A 17,427-nucleotide genomic window follows, 5' to 3' on the forward strand; every position below is an offset into this window, starting at 1 on the left:
TTTATGTTAGATTCTAAAATACCAGAAGGACACATTTCTCAGAAATGGACAGATTATAAAGACCACTTAAAATTGGTTGCACCCAACAATAGACCAAAAATTGATATTATTGTAGTAGGAACTGGTTTAGCTGGAGCTTCGGCAGCAGCTTCTCTTGGAGAAATGGGGTACAACGTAAAAGCATTTTGTTTTCAAGATTCTCCTCGTCGTGCGCACTCTATTGCAGCACAAGGGGGAATTAACGCAGCAAAAAATTACCAAAATGACGGAGATAGTATCTTCCGTTTGTTTTATGATACCATCAAAGGTGGAGATTACAGAGCTCGTGAAGCTAACGTTCACCGTTTAGCTGAAGTTTCTGGAAACATCATTGACCAATGTGTGGCACAAGGAGTTCCTTTCGCTCGTGATTATGGTGGATTGCTAGACAACCGTTCGTTTGGCGGAACACAAGTACAACGTACTTTTTATGCTGCTGGTCAAACAGGACAACAATTATTATTAGGAGCTTACTCTGCTTTATCGAGACAAATTGGTTTAGGACGTGTAAAAATGTTCAACCGCCATGAAATGTTAGATTTAGTTAAAGTAGATGGAAAAGCCCGCGGAATTATAGCCCGTAACTTAGTTACTGGAGAGTTAGAAAGACATTCAGCTCATGCTGTTGTAATTGCTTCTGGTGGATACGGAAATGTTTATTTTCTTTCTACAAATGCAATGGGAAGCAACGTAACTGCAGGTTGGAAAATACACAAACAAGGCGCTTTTTTTGCTAACCCTTGTTTTGTTCAAATTCACCCTACTTGTATTCCCGTACACGGAACGAACCAAGCAAAACTGACTTTAATGTCTGAATCTTTGCGTAATTCCGGTCGTATTTGGGTACCAAAGAAAAAAGAAGATGCTGAAGCAATTCGTGCCGGAAAATTAAAACCATCACAAATTACAGAGGAAGATAGAGATTATTATTTAGAAAGAAAATATCCTTCTTTTGGGAATTTAGCTCCAAGGGATATTTCGTCTCGAGCGGCCAAAGAAGTTTGTGATGCAGGTCACGGAATTGAAGCTAATGATACCAACGAAGGAGTTTATTTGGATTTCTCAACTGAAATTCAAAACAAAGGAAAACAAGCTGCTTACGCAAAAGGGAATCACAATCCGTCGGCAGAAGAAATTACTGCTCAAGGAAAACAATGGCTAAAAGAGAAATATGGTAACTTGTTTACTATGTATCAAAAAATTACGGATGAAAATCCGTATGAAACTCCAATGAAAATTTATCCAGCGGTTCACTACACTATGGGTGGTGTTTGGGTGGATTATAACTTACAGTCTTCTATTCCAGGTTGTTTCGTTGCAGGTGAAGCTAACTTCTCAGATCACGGTGCTAACCGTCTTGGAGCTTCAGCTTTGATGCAAGGTTTAGCCGATGGTTATTTTGTATTGCCATACACCGTTTCTAATTATTTAGCAGATGAAATCCGAACTGGAAAAATCTCTACAGAAACGCAAGAATTTACCGATGCAGAAAATAGAGTTAAAAACACTATCGATACCTTCTTAAATAATAAAGGTTCTAAATCTGTGGATCATTTTCACAAACGTTTGGGATTAATTATGTGGAATAAAGTTGGAATGGGTAGAAATGAAGCAGGCTTAAAAGAAGCTATTGCTGAAATTGCTGCTCTTAAAGAAGAATTCTACAAAGAAGTTAATGTTCCAGGAAGCGCAGATGAATTCAACCCTCAATTAGAAAAAGCACTTCGTGTTGCCGATTTTATTGATTTAGGACAATTAATGGCAATGGATGCTTTACAGCGTAATGAATCTTGCGGAGGTCACTTCCGTGAAGAATATCAAGATTCAGAAGGAGAAACTCTTCGTGATGATGAAAACTTCTCATTTGTTGGCGCTTGGGAATATAAAGGCAACGACATTAGCAAAGAAGAACTTCATAAAGAAGAATTGAAATACGAGTTTATCAAAATTGCAGCTAGAAATTACAAATAGTAGTTCGCAAAATTGAATTAATCGGATATAACTTTCTTAATGTAAATAAGTATTACAGAGTTCTAAAACATTAAAATGAAAACGCAACACTATATAAAAACAAAGCTAACCGAACTAAAGCCAATTCTTCAGCAGAAATATCCTGTTGCAGCAATTGCTTTGTTTGGATCGTATGCCAGAAATGAGCAAACGGAAGATAGCGATGTGGATGTCATGATTGAGTTGAACGGTAAAATGGGAATGAATTTCGTTACAATGTCCAATGAAATTGAGGATTATTTAGGAATAAAAACAGATGTTGTTTCTAAAAATGGAATTAAACCGGCTTATTTTGTTTTTATAAAAGAGGACTTGCTATATGTCTAAAAGAGATTTTCATTTATTGGTAGATGATATTTTACAATCAGCTATTAAAATTAAAATTTATTCTAAAGATTTATCTTTTGATGTATTTATAAAGGATGGGAAAACTTTTGATGCAGTAGTTCGCAATTTTACAATAATTGGTGAAGCCTCCAATAGAATAGACAACGATATTAAAATGAAATTTCCATTAATTGATTGGAATGAAATTCGAGGATTAAGAAATAGAATTGTTCATGAATATTTTGGTATCGATAATCAAATATTGTGGGAAATAATAGAAAACGAATTAGATTATTTAATTGAAAATTTAGAATTAATAAAAAGTAAATTATAAAAACCACCAACTCCTTTTGGTTTTTGGTTAAAAATAGAAATTATGAGTGCAGCAAAAAACATCAATATTACCCTTAAAATTTGGCGTCAAAAGAACTCCAAAGCTAAAGGAAATTTAGAAACTTATAAATTAGATAACGTTTCTACAGCAAGTTCGTTTTTGGAAATGTTAGACCAATTGAATGAACAATTAATTAACGATAAAATAGAGCCTATTGCATTTGATCACGATTGTCGTGAAGGAATTTGCGGAATGTGTTCTCTTTACATCAATGGCCGTGCTCACGGACCAGATACTGGAATTACTACTTGTCAATTACACATGAGAATGTTTAATGATGGTGATACTATTTTTGTAGAGCCATGGAGAAGCACCGCTTTCCCAGTAATCAAAGATTTAGTGGTAGATAGAAGTGCTTTTGATAGAATTCAACAAGCAGGTGGTTTCGTCTCAGTAAATACATCCGGTAATACTATCGATGCCAATACCATTCCAATTCCTAAAGACGATGCAGACAAAGCGTTTATGGCTGCTGCATGTATTGGATGTGGTGCTTGTGTAGCCACTTGTAAAAATGGTTCAGCAATGCTATTCGTTGGTGCTAAAGTATCGCAATATGCATTATTACCACAAGGAAAAGTGGAAGCTACTAATCGTGTATTAAACATGGTGCGTCAAATGGACGAAGAAGGATTCGGGAACTGTACCAATACAGGTGCTTGTGAAGTAGAATGTCCTAAAGGAATTTCATTAGAAAACATTGCTCGTATGAATAGAGAATATTTATCTGCAAGCCTTAAATAATAATTTTCTTTAAATTATATAGAAACGCATTCATTAACTTGGATGCGTTTTTTTTATCTTTGAATTAAAATAATCCCATGAAAAAAGTATTTTCCGCAATAGTTCTTTTAGTTACGATAAGCTCTTTTAGTCAAAATTACCACCAATTAGTAAATCCAATGATAGGAACTGGCGGGCACGGACATACTTATCCAGGTGCAACGGTGCCTTTTGGAATGGTACAACTTTCTCCCGATACTCGAATTGATGGAAGCTGGGATGGTTGTTCCGGCTATCATTATGACGACGCTACCATTTACGGATTTTCATATACGCATTTAAACGGTACGGGTTGTTCCGATTTTGGCGATATTATGCTGATGCCTACCATGGGTAAACAAACATTAGATAATAAGGTCTATTCTTCTAAATTTTCTCATAAAAATGAAAAGGCTACTGCAGGATTTTATTCGGTTAAATTAGATAAACACAATATAGACGTTCGTTTAACGGCATCTACAAGAGTTGGTTTTCAGGAATATACTTTTAACACTGCTGGACAAGCCAATATTATCCTTGATTTGAATCATCGGGATTTATTGTTGGAAGGAGAAGTGCATATTATTAATAGTAAAACTATTCAGGTAAGACGTATTAGCGAAGCTTGGGCAAAAAACCAAATTGTATTTGCTCAAATAGAGTTTAATGTCCCAGTGAAAGTAACCGAAATCCGCAGTAATGGAGATTATATGCATTCTCCTGAAAACGAATATATTGGTGGTACCCAAACGGCAATTTGTTTTTCTAAAAAAGTTAAAAAGGGAGAAAAAATGCTAGTAAAAGTGTCTCTTTCGCCAACAAGTTATGAAGGAGCTAAATTAAATAGTTCCGAAATTAAAGATTGGAATTTTGAACGAGTTAAAAAAGAAGCCGAGCAACTTTGGGACAAACAATTATCTAAAATTCAAATTACCGAAGCCGATTTAAATAAGAAAGCCGTTTTTTATACTGCTCTTTATCATACCATGGTTCAGCCAAATATCGCTCAAGATATAGATGGGAAATACCGTGGTCGCGACAATCAAATTCATAAAGCAGAAGGTTTTGATTACTATTCGGTTTTCTCACTTTGGGATACTTTTCGGGCAGCAAATCCGCTGTACACTTTAATTGAAAAGAAGCGAACTTCCGATTTTATTAATACGTTTTTAAAACAATACGAACAAGGCGGAAGATTACCTGTTTGGGAATTGGCTTCCAATGAAACCGATTGTATGATTGGCTACCATTCGGTTTCGGTTATCGCCGATGCGATGGCTAAAGGAATTACAGGTTTTGATTATGAAAAAGCATTTGAAGCATCGAAACACAGTGCTATGTTAGATCATTTGGGATTGGATGTTTATAAAAAGCAAGGTTTTATTTCTATGGATGACGAGCATGAAAGCGTTTCTAAAACTTTAGAATATGCCTATGATGATTGGTGTATTGCACAAATGGCCATGATTTTAGATAAAAAAGAAGATTACAATTATTTCATGAAACGTTCCCAAAGTTGGAAGAATGTCTTCGACAAGGAAACAGGATTCATGCGCCCTAAGAAAAATGGTGGTTGGGACAAACCTTTTGATCCTAAAGAAATCAATAATAATTATACCGAGGGCAATTCGTGGCAGTATTCGTTTTTTGTTCCGCAAGATATTCCAGGAATGATTGCAGCCTATGGAGGAAACGATAAATTTGAAGCCAAATTAGATGAAATGTTTACTAGCGAAAGTAAAACTACAGGTCGCGAACAAGCCGATGTTACTGGATTAATTGGGCAATACGCACACGGAAACGAACCAAGTCACCACATGGCCTATTTGTACAACTATGTTGGCAAACCAGAAAAAACCACTGAAAAAGTACATTTTATTTTAGATAATTTTTACAAAAATACTCCAGACGGATTAATAGGAAATGAAGACTGCGGACAAATGAGTGCGTGGTATGTTTTGAGTTCAATTGGTTTATATCAAGTAACACCTGGTCAAATAAAATGGGCTACAGTAGATCCAAATTTTAAAGAAATAATAATAAATACAGATAAGGGGTTAAAAAAAATTGATAAAAATACTCCGAAAAGTTATTGCAAATTCTTAGACACTAAATTTGAAAAATATGCTACTACAGATGATTTTGATGTAACTAGCGCTGTTAAAGAGGAAGAATTAATTAGAGATATCCTCCCAGTTCCCGTAATTCAAGCAGAAAGTAAATCATTTAAAGATACAATGAAAGTTGCCATTATTTCTCAAAATCCAAAGGATGTAATCTATTATAATATAAGTGATAAAAATGATTATTTAGCAAAAAAACTTCCCTCGGTTGTTTATACGGAACCTTTTGAGATTTTAGAAACTTCAACTATTTCGGCTTATGTAAAAAATAATGAAAACCAAAGCAACACCATATCTGCAACCTTTTTCAAAAAACCAAACAACTACACCATCGACATAAAATCTAAATACAATCCGCAATACCATGCCGGAGGCCCAGAAGGTTTGATCGATGGGATTCACGGAACAGAAAACTGGCGCAAAGGTGATTGGCAGGGGTACCAAAGTCAAGATTTTGAAGCCGTTATCGATTTACAAAAAGAACAAACAGTAAGTTCGTTTTCGGCAAATTGTATGCAAGATTCCCGTTCTTGGATCTTGATGCCAACCAAAGTTGAATATTATGCTTCAATAGATAATGTGAATTTTACTTTAATAGGAACCGTCACGAACTCGTTCAGTCCAAGAGAATACGAAAACAAAATTCAAGATTTTCAATTAAATTTAGATAAAGAAATAACAGCCAAATACATCAAAGTAAAGGCCTACAATTTTGGAAAACTACCCGAATGGCATCAAGGTGTTGGGGGAGATGCCTTTATTTTTATAGACGAAATAACCATTAAATAAAATCCGTTAAATCTGCGTTTTCACGAAGTGAATCCGTTTTTTCCGCGTGCCATTAACCATGAAGATAGCCCTACTACAAACCGCCTTATCTTGGGAAAACCCAGAAGAAAACTGCCTTAATCTCGAAGAAAAAATCCATTCTATTTCTGAGGATGTCGATTTAATTGTTCTCCCCGAAATGTTCACTTCTGGATTTACCATGCATCCGCAAAATTGTGCCGAAACGATGCAAGGAGCAACTATTTCTTGGTTGCAATCGTTAGCAAAAGAAAAAAATTCTGCCATTACTGGAAGTTTAATTATAGAGGAAAACGGTAACTACTTTAACCGATTGGTCTTTGTATTTCCTAATGGCGAAATCCAACACTACGATAAAAGGCATTTATTCACCTTAGCAGGAGAAGATAAAATATACACTGCAGGAACTAAAAAATTGATTGTAGAATATAAGGGCTTCAAAATTTGTCCGCTTATTTGTTACGATTTGCGTTTCCCTGTTTTTGCAAGAAATGTAGAAGAGTATGATGTGCTAATTTATGTTGCCAACTGGCCAAAACCTCGTGTAAACGCTTGGGATATTTTGCTGAAAGCGAGAGCCGTTGAAAACATGAGTTATGTTATTGGCGTAAATAGAGTTGGATTAGATAATAATAACCACGAATATGTTGGTCATTCGCAAGCCATAGATTTCCTAGGAAATTGCGTCTTAGAACCTCAAGAAACAGAAGAAATTTTTATCGTTACGCTAGATAAAGATGCAATGTTAGACACCAGAAAAAAATTAAACTTCCTAAACGATAAAGATGAATTCAAAATATTCTAAACTTCCATTTCGTACTTCCAACTTCGTACCTCGTACTTTTTACTTCGTATTTAAATCAAATGGTTGTTCCACATCCCAATTGGCACGAACATCCAATTCTTTCGGAAAATAAATCACTTCTTCACTTTGTCGGAGTTCAAGAAAATTTCCGGGTGTCCAAGATTTATCTTTATCATCGTCGTAAATTACCCTTAAAGTATATTTGCTTGGCTCTAATAAATCGAAAATTATTTCTTTATTTTTATCCGAATATTCGCTAGCGGTAACGTCTCCTTTTTCGTCTAGAAGTTCCACAATTACTGGGAATCGTTTTACATTTTCCAATGTAACTTTCAAGTTTCCGTAATCCGAAAGATTGTTAGTGGTAAAATTATACGATAAGGTATCGTTCTGCTTTTCGTAATAATTCAGCAATGCTCCAGGTAGCAATTTTAAATTGTATTTTTCTAATGGTTCTTTTTGAAATAAAAACTTTAATTTTTGATTAAATTCATCGTATTCGGTAGTAAATTTCACTTCGGCAGAATCTTTATTAATAAATTTTATTTTTGTAACATCCCATTTACTAATCGGAGTATTCGAATTAATTGCGAAAGTCTCCCGGAAATTTAAAGTACCCAGGGGTTCTGCAGAAAAATTGATACTATCTTTTTTCTGATCTTTAACTTTTAGCAAATAGGTCTTTTTGAATTTATTTTGAGAAACCACAACACTAACACTATCCCCTTTAACGGCCTTAAACCAAACTTGAAGTGAATCTTTTTTAGGGAATTTGGAAAGGATGTAAGGAATAGATTCCGATCCTCTTTTCACCGATATTTTAACCTCCTTGGCTTTTCCTTCATAACCCATCGTATATTTTGAAGCAGATGCCTGTGAAAAATTCCTGGATTTAAAAGGCATTTCTTCTTTAAATAATTCTAGTTCGTAAATAGTATCATTCGGAATCGAAATAAAATCTTTCTGGAAACCAATTTTGTCGGTTTTAGGATCAAATTTATTGTTTCCGTTGGCATCTTTCAAAGCAACAAGGCGGTATTTTCCTTTCTTTAGATTTTCAAATTTTCCTAATTTCAAACTGTCTAAAGTATTGGTAACATATCTTGGAGACTGTTTGTAAATTGCCGAATCGGTGTATTTTTCATTTACTTCGTACAATAAAATTGAAACAAAATTATCTACTTTTTTGCCGATAGCGTCTTTGGTTTTTACTCCTAAAGTCAAAGAATCGATATAACTTCCGGTAGAAAAAACATATTTAAATTGTTGGTACGGATTGCCTTCGTTATTGTCTTGAATACTTTTTCCAAAGTTAAAACTATAAGTAGTATTGGGTTGTAACGTATCTTTTATTTTAATAGTAATCGTCTTGCTTGCAGTTGCTGGCAAGATTTCAGGCTGCAATTTCATGGGAGGCGAAATAATAAGTTGTTTGCTCACATCCTTAAGTTTCACATATTCATCAAACGTCAATTTTATTTCTTTCCCATTAAAATTAGTCGAAAGGGTTTTAGGTAAACTACTCGTCATTACCGGAGGAATGGTATCTTTCTTTCCACCAGTAATACTGCCTCTTTTGGCACATCCAATTAGGAAAAACACCATTAAAATCATCAGATAGTTACAATACTTTTTTTGCATCAATTCAAGGTTTTCGTATCGCAAAATAACAACTATATTTAGAGGTAACGAAATGTTTTTATTTATAATTAACTAAAAATAATTATTGGGTCATAGCCATACAAACGATACTCAATTTCGCCCCCGGAATTTTCAGCAATTCTCTACCACATGCTTCTAGGGTAGATCCGGTGGTAATCACATCGTCAATCAGCATAAAATGCTTGTTGTGCAGCGAATCGTTATGCACAGCACTAAAGATGCTTTCCACAACTTCACTGCGTCCCAAAAGGTTCTTTTTGGTTTGGGTTTTAGAATAGACATTCCGAATTAATACCGAATCGTTATAAGGGATCCCCATACTTTCGGATAACGATTTTCCAAACGCCTCCACCTGATTGTAGCCACGTTCTTTCAATCGTTTTTTGTGTAACGGAACTGGAACAATATAATCTACCGAATTAAGCTCAGCAATGGTTTTCAATTCTTCGGCATACCAATAGCCAATTGCAGTGCCCACTTCTTGGTGTCCTTTGTATTTTAATTTGTGAATCATCTCTTGAACGATTCCTTTTTTATGAAAATAAAATAATGCTGCGGCAAATTCTATAGGAATTCTCCCATAAAATTTTACAACGGCTTCGTTATTTTCAATTTTATGATGGTTGGTAAGCGGAATTTCATGTCGGCAAACGGTGCAAATTACCTTTTCATTGGCCAACAGAAACGAATTACAGCCCGAACAAGCCTTAGGAAAAAATAGATTTATAAGATTTTCAAACATAACCTAAAATAATTTACACTTAAATATAATAAAAATGCAAATAGCAAGATAATTTAAACGCACTTTTTATATTTTTGCATCACTATGGCAAAACAAGAAGATTTATTTAAGAATGTAATTTCGCATGCAAAAGAATACGGATATATTTTTCCGTCAAGCGAAATTTACGATGGTTTAAGTGCTGTTTACGACTATGCACAAAATGGAGTAGAGTTAAAGAAAAACATCCGGGAATACTGGTGGAAAGCAATGGTGCAAATGCACGAAAATATTGTTGGACTTGATGCAGCAATCTTGATGCATCCTACCACTTGGAAGGCTTCTGGCCACGTAGATGCTTTTAACGATCCATTAATTGACAACAAAGATTCCAAAAAAAGATACCGTGCCGACGTTTTAATTGAGGATTATGCCGAAAAATTAAACCTGAAAGCCAAAAAAGAAATTGAAAAAGCCAAAGCACGTTTTGGAGATGCTTTTAACGAACAAGAATTTATTACTACCAACACTAGAGTGGTAGAATATCTTGCCAAAGAACGAGAAATTCTAGAAAGAATGGGACGTTCTTTAGGTGCTGGAGATCTAGAAGATGTGAAAGCATTAATTGAAGAACTAGAAATTGCCGATCCAGAAACGGGTTCTAGAAATTGGACCGAAGTACGTCAGTTTAACTTGATGTTCGGAACCAAACTAGGTGCTTCTGCAGATACTGCAATGGATTTATACCTTCGTCCAGAAACGGCTCAAGGTATTTTTGTGAATTTCTTGAACGTTCAAAAATCAGGGCGAATGAAAATTCCGTTTGGAATTGCGCAAACTGGTAAAGCCTTTAGAAACGAAATTGTTGCCCGTCAATTTATTTTCCGCATGCGGGAATTTGAACAAATGGAAATGCAATTTTTTGTAAAACCAGGCGAAGAAATGAAATGGTACGAATACTGGAAAACCACTAGGTTGAACTGGCATTTGTCTCTTGGTTTAGGAAGAGAAAATTACCGTTTTCACGATCATGAAAAATTGGCGCACTATGCTAATGCTGCTGCCGATATTGAATTTAATTTCCCATTTGGATTTAAAGAATTGGAAGGAATTCACTCGAGAACCGATTTCGATTTAAAAGCACACGAACAATTTTCAGGTAGAAAATTACAATATTTTGACACCGAAGAAAATGTAAATTATACGCCGTATGTGGTGGAAACTTCGGTAGGATTAGACCGTATGTTTTTAGCCGTTTTCGCTACTTCTTTAAAAGAAGAAACTTTGGAAGATGGTTCTACTAGAACGGTATTGCAATTGCCATCGGTATTGGCACCAACTAAAGCGGCTGTTTTTCCATTAGTGAAAAAAGACGGACTTCCAGAAATTGCTCATAGCATTATAGACGAATTGAAATGGGATTTCAATGTAACTTATGATGAAAAAGACGCCGTAGGAAGACGTTACAGACGACAAGATGCTCTTGGCACACCTTTTTGTATTACAGTGGATCATCAGACTTTAGAAGATCAAACAGTGACTATTCGTCATAGAGATTCGATGAAACAAGATAGAGTTAAGATATCCGAATTAAAAACCATTATAGAAAATGAAGTTTCTATAAAAAATTGGTTGCAGAAAATTAGTTAACTTTTATTAATTTAGTTTTTCTGCAGTATATAAATCCTAGGATTTTTTAAATAAAAAAAGAGGCCGTTTCACATTGTGAAACGGCCTCTTTTATTTTAAGAAACTTTCTTAGAAGTTGTAAGAAATTCCAAAGTTCCAAGTTCTTCCAAATCCGAAGTATACTGAGTTACTTGTATCAACACCATTGTATAATTTTGTGTCAACATAAGTTTGATATAAAGCATCTGTAGTAAAATCTTCTCTTGTTTTTGCATGATTATTCGTGCTAGATTCAGCAATAAAAGTTTTATCTAACAAGTTGTTCACGTTCAATCTGAAGTTTACAGAATCTGCTTTGTCTTTACCTACTAACAATTTATAAGAAAAACCTGCGTCTACTAAACCAAAAGCTGGCAATTCTAATGAACCTTTGTTAATTTCTGAAGAGAAGTTAGCAGGAGAAATATTAGCATACAATTTATCTGTATAAATATAAGTAGCATCTAGAGAAACTCTTTTAAATACTTCATAAGCACCTCCTAAAGAAGCCGTAAGTTGAGCTGAATTTCCAACTTTAACTTTATCTAAATATAAAGTTGTTGCAGTTCCACCAGAAATTGGATTATTAGTAACATCATACCTATTACTGATACTATTTCCTTTGTATTCCCAACTTCCTAAAGAGAACATACCATTTACTTTAAATTTGTCAGTTACTTTAGCATTCATATCAACCTCAATCCCTGAGTGAACTTCTGTAATTCCAGAAAAATCATAATATCCTCCAATGTTATCAGCAGCAACATCATTCGAACGTTGGTATCTGTCTTTCCAAGTTGTATTATATAAATTCACATTAGCATTAAATTTAGCTGATCTAAATCCATAACCTGCTTCAAAACCAGTTATTTTTTCATTAACTAGATTTCCGTTAACAACTGAAGCATTGTTAGGATATACTGCGTTAAAGAAAGGTTGTTTAGAATAATAACCTGCATTTACAAATACATTATGGTTTTTATTGATGTTGTAGTTTAGACCCCCTTTAACGTTTCCTCCTAAAATATTTTCATAAGGAGTTGAAGAAAGTGGATTAGCTTCTAAATATTTGAAATAATCAACTCTTTTAAATCCTTGTTGCGAAATTGCAGCTTGAAAATAAGCAGTTAATTTATCTGTAGTATATTCTAATTGAGTAAAAGCACCCAACCAATTTACATTTCCATCATTATTATAGGATACTTTTTGTTGGTGATCCACATTAAAAAATGGATTAATGCTAGGTGTTGACTCATAAACTTGAGTAAGTATTCTATTAGGATCATTCCCATTACCATTACTGTAAACACCGTTTACAGGAATTGATGTTACATCTTTAAAATAATATCCACCAACTAAATCACTTACATTTTGGTAATGAATACCTCTATAAGTTCTTAAATCAACCCCAAAATCAAGAACCAATTTATCATTAATTTTTGTATTTAAACTTGCTACACCACCATACCAGTTGTGAGAATTAATTGATGAAATTTTAGAAATTCCGTTTGTTAAATTATTAGCTGTAGCTGTACTACTAATGTATTTACCGCCATCTAAAGCTCTTGTAGCTGTAGAAGGTGTTAATCCAGGGATTGTTGTAGATTGTCCATTATTCCAAGAATAAATATTATCAACATTAATTGTACCATCTGCATTTCTAAAATTTGGTGCTATATAAGATAGCCCTCTAATTCTTCCTGCACCACCTGTTCCACCACCTCGGCCCCAAGAACCATAAACTACAGTAGATAATTTTGTTTTATCGGATATTTTGTAATCCCAATTTAAGGACATTACTGGCTTATGATAATAGTTAGTTCTAAAATTATATTCTTTACCATTTAACATACCCCAATCAGCATTATACTTAATGTTTGGCTCACCATCTTGACCATATTTAATATAATCAGCTACAGTAACTGCAGTTCCTCTTTGGTTGTGCCATTGTGGTGCTCCAGTAAATGTAAATTGTAAATCGTGTTTTTTATTAATTTCATATCCTAAAGCTAAGAAATAGTTAGCTCCTTCAAATTTAGTACCATTAACATATCCATCCCCTTTTGTTTGGCTTAATAAAAATGAAGCAGAAAATCCATTTTTCATTTTACCTGTTGAATAGGATGTTTGAGTTTTTAAATAATCATTATTTGCAGTACCAACAGAAACACTTCCACCTTCTTTCATGTCAGAAGTTTTGGTAATAACATTTATAGTACCTCCAACAGAAGAAATAGCTAATTTAGAAGAACCCAATCCTCTTTGTACTTGCATTGCTGAAGTAACATCAGATAAACCTGCCCAATTTGACCAAAAAACTCTACTGTTTTCCATATCATTAACAGGAACTCCGTTAATCATTACAGCAATATTCTCTTGAGAGAAACCACGAATAGTTACTCTTGAATCACCAAAACCACCACCAGCTTTTGAAGCATATACCGAAGGAGTATTTTTCAAAATCTCTGGAAATTCTTGATTTCCAAGTTTTTGTTGAATTTCAGAAGCTCTAATTGTAGAAACAGCAACCGGAGTTTTTCTGTCTTTAGCAATGTCAATTAAGTTGCTTTTTACAACTACTTCTTCTAATTGGCTAGAATTAGAAACCAATTTAATAGAACCTAAATCTACGGTTTCTCCTTTTTTTACTGAAAAACTTACCGTTTGCGATTGAAATCCAACGTAAGAAATAACTACTTGACCAGAAGTCGCTGTAGTATTTAAAAGAAATTTACCATCAATGTCTGTCGAAGCTCCAGTAGTAGAACCTTTAACTAGAACATTTACACCTGGTAAAGCGCCGTTAAGCTCACTATCCGATACCGTTCCTTTTATTTTTCCTTGCGAAAACATGGTTGTAGCCACTAAAAGAAACATAATCGAAAATAAATTAATTGTACTTTTTTTCATGTTGTTTTGTTTTAAATAATTTTTATGCAAAATTCTTGTTTTATTATTTTATTAATGTTAAATGAATGTTAACAAAAACATTTTTGAGGAACATTTCTTAGAAAATGGACATTAAAAGCATTTTTGACAACTTAATTATCAAATTTCGACTAAATTCATAAAAAAACCTCAAGATTAATAAAAATGATGAGGTTGTTAAATAAGTAATAATTATCGTTTATTTTTTAAAAAAATGATGTAATAATAATGTTGTTGAGCTATCGTGCTCTGCGACTTTTTTTGCATTTATTTCTTCTAGAATAGAGTTGGCCAATTGTTTTCCTAATTCTACCCCCCATTGATCGTAACTAAAGATATTCCAAATAATACCTTGAACAAATATTTTATGTTCATACATAGCTACTAAAGAACCTAGACTTTCAGGAGTTAATTTCTGAATAAGTATCGTATTAGTTGGTTTATTGCCTGTAAAAACTTTAAATGGTTTTAAGAAATCTGCTTTCGATGCATCCATTCCTTGTTTATCAAACTCTGCTTGCACTTGTTCGGCAGTTTTGCCATTTAATAATGCTTCTGTTTGTGCAAAGAAATTCGACATCAATTTATCATGGTGGTCTTCATTGCCATATAATGGAGTTACGTACCCTATAAAATCGGTGGGAATTAACTTAGTTCCTTGATGAATTAACTGAAAAAAGGCGTGTTGCGAATTGGTTCCTGGCTCTCCCCAAATAATAGTCCCGGTTTGATAATTCACAGGTTTGCCATCTCTACCGATACTTTTCCCGTTGCTTTCCATAATTCCTTGTTGTAAGTAAGGAGCCAGTTTTTGTAAATACTGGGTATATGGAATGATTGCTTCGCTTTCGGCACCAAAAAAGTTATTGTACCAAACACTTAATAAAGCTAATATAACCGGAATGTTTTTATCGAAGGATTCGTTTTTAAAATGTTCGTCCATTTGGTTGGCGCCTTTCAATAATTTGTCAAAATTATCAAAACCAACTGCCAAGCTAATAGACAATCCAACCGCAGACCAAAGTGAAAAACGACCGCCAACCCAATCCCACATTGGGAAAATATTGTTAGCATCGATTCCGAAATCGGTAACTTTTTGGATGTTTGTAGAAACTGCCACGAAATGTTTTGCAACATCTTCTTGTTTTGCCGATTGCAAAAACCAAGTTCGTATGGTTTCCGAATTGGTTAGTGTTTCTTGTGTGGTAAACGTTTTAGAAACAATTACAAAAAGAGTCGTTTCTGGATTTAATTTTTTAATTATTTCATTCACATGATCGCCATCCACATTAGAAACAAAATGAACGTTCAAATGATTTTTGTAATACTGCAACGCTTCTACTACCATTGCAGGTCCAAGATCCGAACCTCCAATACCAATATTCACAATATCTGTAAAGGCTTTCCCGGTATATCCTGTTCGGTGTCCAGAAGTTATTTCGTTAGTGAACTTTTCTATGCTTTGTTTTACTTCGTATATTTCGGGCATCACATTTTTTCCATCTACTAAAAAAGTAGCCGATTTGGGTGCACGTAATGCAGTATGCAAAACCGCTCTATTTTCGGTTTGGTTGATGGTATCTCCATTAAAATATTGAGCAATGGCTTCCTTCAACTGAACCTCATCCGTTAATTGCAATAATAAATCAAGGGTTTCTTGTGTGATATTATTTTTAGAGTAATCTACTAAAAAATCGTTCCATTGGATGTGAAATTTCTCAGCTCGAGTGCCGTCATTTTGAAACATTTCTTTAATGGAATTGGTTTCCATAGCAGAAAAATGTTTTTGTAAATTCTGCCAAGCATTAGTTTTGGACGGATTGGTATTGGGTAAAGACATATTGTTACTTTTTTGTAGGACAAAATTAGATAAAAGACGAAGACTTTGCTAATTAATTTTCTAAAAAAAGAATGCAAACGTTGTAGTTGTAAGTAATTAAAGAATTTATTACTTATGGAATCGAATATCAGTAACACTATCCAATTCTCTTTTTAGAGGTCGCATTTGTTCCTTAAATCTTGGAAGATTTCTTCCTTCCATGACTTGAGAATTTGGAAGTTTTAGTTTTAATGCGTCAACTTGCACCCCGTTTTTCCAGAAACGATAACATACGTGAGGACCCGTTGCTAAACCAGTACTTCCAACTTTACCAATGATTTCTCCTTGCTTCACACGCTGTCCTCTTCGAACTAAAATACGGGACATATGTAAATATTGAGTAGAATAAGTTTTATCGTGTTTTACTTTTACAAAATTTCCGTTTCCTGTAGAATATCCTGATTGTTCCACAACTCCAGCTGCGGTAGTCATAATGGATGTTCCCGTTGGCGCAGCATAATCGGTTCCTTTATGGGCTTTCCATTTTAATTGCACCGGATGAAATCTATTTTTAGAAAATTTAGAGGTAATATTTACAAATTTCAATGGCGCTTTTAGGAAAAAATTCTTTAATGCTTTCCCATTTTCATCGTAATAATCAATTTTACCATTTCGCTCTTGTGCAAATGGAAAGGCGTATATTTTTTCTCCCTTATATTCAAAATAAGCAGCTCTTAAACTATCTACTCCATCATAAACGGTATCATTAATGTATCTTTCGGTGAAACTAAGTGCAAATTTGTCTCCTTTTCTAGATTTGAAGAAATCTATAGACCAAGCAAAAACTTTGGTTAATCTTCCAGATAGAGTTGGTTCAATTTTCATACTGCGCAACGTTTGCGTAAGCGAACCTATCAGTTCCCCTGCAACCGTTCTTGTTTTGAAAGTTAGCGGTCTGGATTTTTTGAATCCAACAATAGAATCGGTTAAATCAATTAAATAGTAATCTAAGCGGTTGGGTTGGTAAATAAGATATTGTAATTTATTGTATCGGTCTTTGGATCTTAAACAAACATAAGGTCTTTTAAAACGAACACTGGTTGGAAAAGAGTCTTTAACAATTCGAATGATTTGGGAAACTTTTTTCCCGTTTAGGTTTTGTTTTTTTAAGATTCTTTCAAAAGTATCTTGACTTTGAATGGTATCGTAATGCACGTTAAAGTCCTGGTAATGAAACCCAAAATCTACGATGGGTTTTTGTGGCTCAGCATCTTCAATTACAAATTCTTCTTGTGCTTTTTTACAAGAAGTTATAGCCATTAGTGCCAATAAAAGAAGTGCCAGTTTTTTCAATATGCTTGT

The 17,427-nt window shown here is 34.2% G+C and carries 12 protein-coding genes; 7 read left to right on the forward strand and 5 right to left on the reverse strand.

The genetic code is table 11. The features are described from left to right. The first annotated feature begins 3 nt into the window (after positions 1-3). From ACIQ2J_RS00420 to ACIQ2J_RS00445, 6 genes are all read left to right on the forward strand, one after another. Positions 4-2,010, forward strand: a complete 2,007-nt coding sequence (locus ACIQ2J_RS00420; protein ID WP_396165361.1) for a fumarate reductase/succinate dehydrogenase flavoprotein subunit — start codon at positions 4-6, stop codon at positions 2,008-2,010. A 75-nt stretch (positions 2,011-2,085) separates the two neighbouring features. Then, positions 2,086-2,376, forward strand: a complete 291-nt coding sequence (locus ACIQ2J_RS00425; protein ID WP_396165364.1) for a nucleotidyltransferase family protein — start codon at positions 2,086-2,088, stop codon at positions 2,374-2,376. Next, entirely contained in the window at positions 2,369-2,710 is a 342-nt protein-coding gene (locus tag ACIQ2J_RS00430; protein WP_396165366.1) for a DUF86 domain-containing protein, read from the forward strand. Before ACIQ2J_RS00425 ends, ACIQ2J_RS00430 begins: the two co-directional genes overlap by 8 nt. Before the next feature lie 42 nt (positions 2,711-2,752). Continuing rightward, positions 2,753-3,514 (forward strand): succinate dehydrogenase/fumarate reductase iron-sulfur subunit, encoded by a 762-nt coding sequence (locus ACIQ2J_RS00435; RefSeq protein WP_396165368.1) that lies wholly within the window; start codon positions 2,753-2,755, stop codon positions 3,512-3,514. A 77-nt stretch (positions 3,515-3,591) separates the two neighbouring features. Further along, positions 3,592-6,444 carry a GH92 family glycosyl hydrolase gene (locus tag ACIQ2J_RS00440; RefSeq protein WP_396165370.1) on the forward strand — a complete coding sequence of 951 codons (2,853 nt, stop codon included), beginning with the start codon at positions 3,592-3,594 and terminating at the stop codon, positions 6,442-6,444. Positions 6,445-6,502: 58 nt separating this feature from the next. Beyond that, complete coding sequence (locus tag ACIQ2J_RS00445) at positions 6,503-7,267, forward strand: amidohydrolase (RefSeq protein ID WP_396165372.1); 765 nt, start codon at positions 6,503-6,505, stop codon at positions 7,265-7,267. Between the two features lie 39 nt (positions 7,268-7,306). Here the strand turns inward: ACIQ2J_RS00445 and ACIQ2J_RS00450 are convergent, their stop codons facing one another. Next, a complete protein-coding gene (locus tag ACIQ2J_RS00450; RefSeq protein ID WP_396165374.1) occupies positions 7,307-8,908 on the reverse strand; it encodes an Ig-like domain-containing protein in 1,602 nt (533 codons plus the stop codon). 82 nt (positions 8,909-8,990) lie between these two features. Continuing rightward, positions 8,991-9,671: a ComF family protein gene (locus ACIQ2J_RS00455; protein WP_396165375.1), complete on the reverse strand. Its 681-nt coding sequence runs from the start codon at positions 9,669-9,671 to the stop codon at positions 8,991-8,993. 84 nt (positions 9,672-9,755) lie between these two features. Between ACIQ2J_RS00455 and ACIQ2J_RS00460 the strand changes: the two genes are divergently transcribed. Next, on the forward strand, positions 9,756-11,300 hold the full coding sequence (locus ACIQ2J_RS00460; RefSeq protein WP_396165377.1) for a glycine--tRNA ligase: 1,545 nt from the start codon (positions 9,756-9,758) through the stop codon (positions 11,298-11,300). Between the two features lie 108 nt (positions 11,301-11,408). Here the strand turns inward: ACIQ2J_RS00460 and ACIQ2J_RS00465 are convergent, their stop codons facing one another. The 3 genes from ACIQ2J_RS00465 to ACIQ2J_RS00475 all read right to left on the reverse strand — a co-directional run bounded on the left by ACIQ2J_RS00465 (position 11,409) and on the right by ACIQ2J_RS00475 (position 17,418). After that, a complete protein-coding gene (locus tag ACIQ2J_RS00465; protein WP_396165379.1) occupies positions 11,409-14,228 on the reverse strand; it encodes a TonB-dependent receptor in 2,820 nt (939 codons plus the stop codon). 217 nt (positions 14,229-14,445) lie between these two features. Next, the gene (gene pgi, locus ACIQ2J_RS00470) at positions 14,446-16,086 is read right to left on the reverse strand and encodes a glucose-6-phosphate isomerase (RefSeq protein WP_396165381.1); all 1,641 of its coding nucleotides are present in this window, start codon (positions 16,084-16,086) and stop codon (positions 14,446-14,448) included. Between the two features lie 108 nt (positions 16,087-16,194). Next, a complete protein-coding gene (locus ACIQ2J_RS00475) occupies positions 16,195-17,418 on the reverse strand; it encodes a peptidoglycan DD-metalloendopeptidase family protein (RefSeq protein ID WP_396165383.1) in 1,224 nt (407 codons plus the stop codon). Positions 17,419-17,427 lie beyond the last annotated feature (9 nt).

The organism is Flavobacterium sp. (assembly GCF_044357305.1).
Classification (GTDB): Bacteria; Bacteroidota; Bacteroidia; order Flavobacteriales; family Flavobacteriaceae; genus Flavobacterium.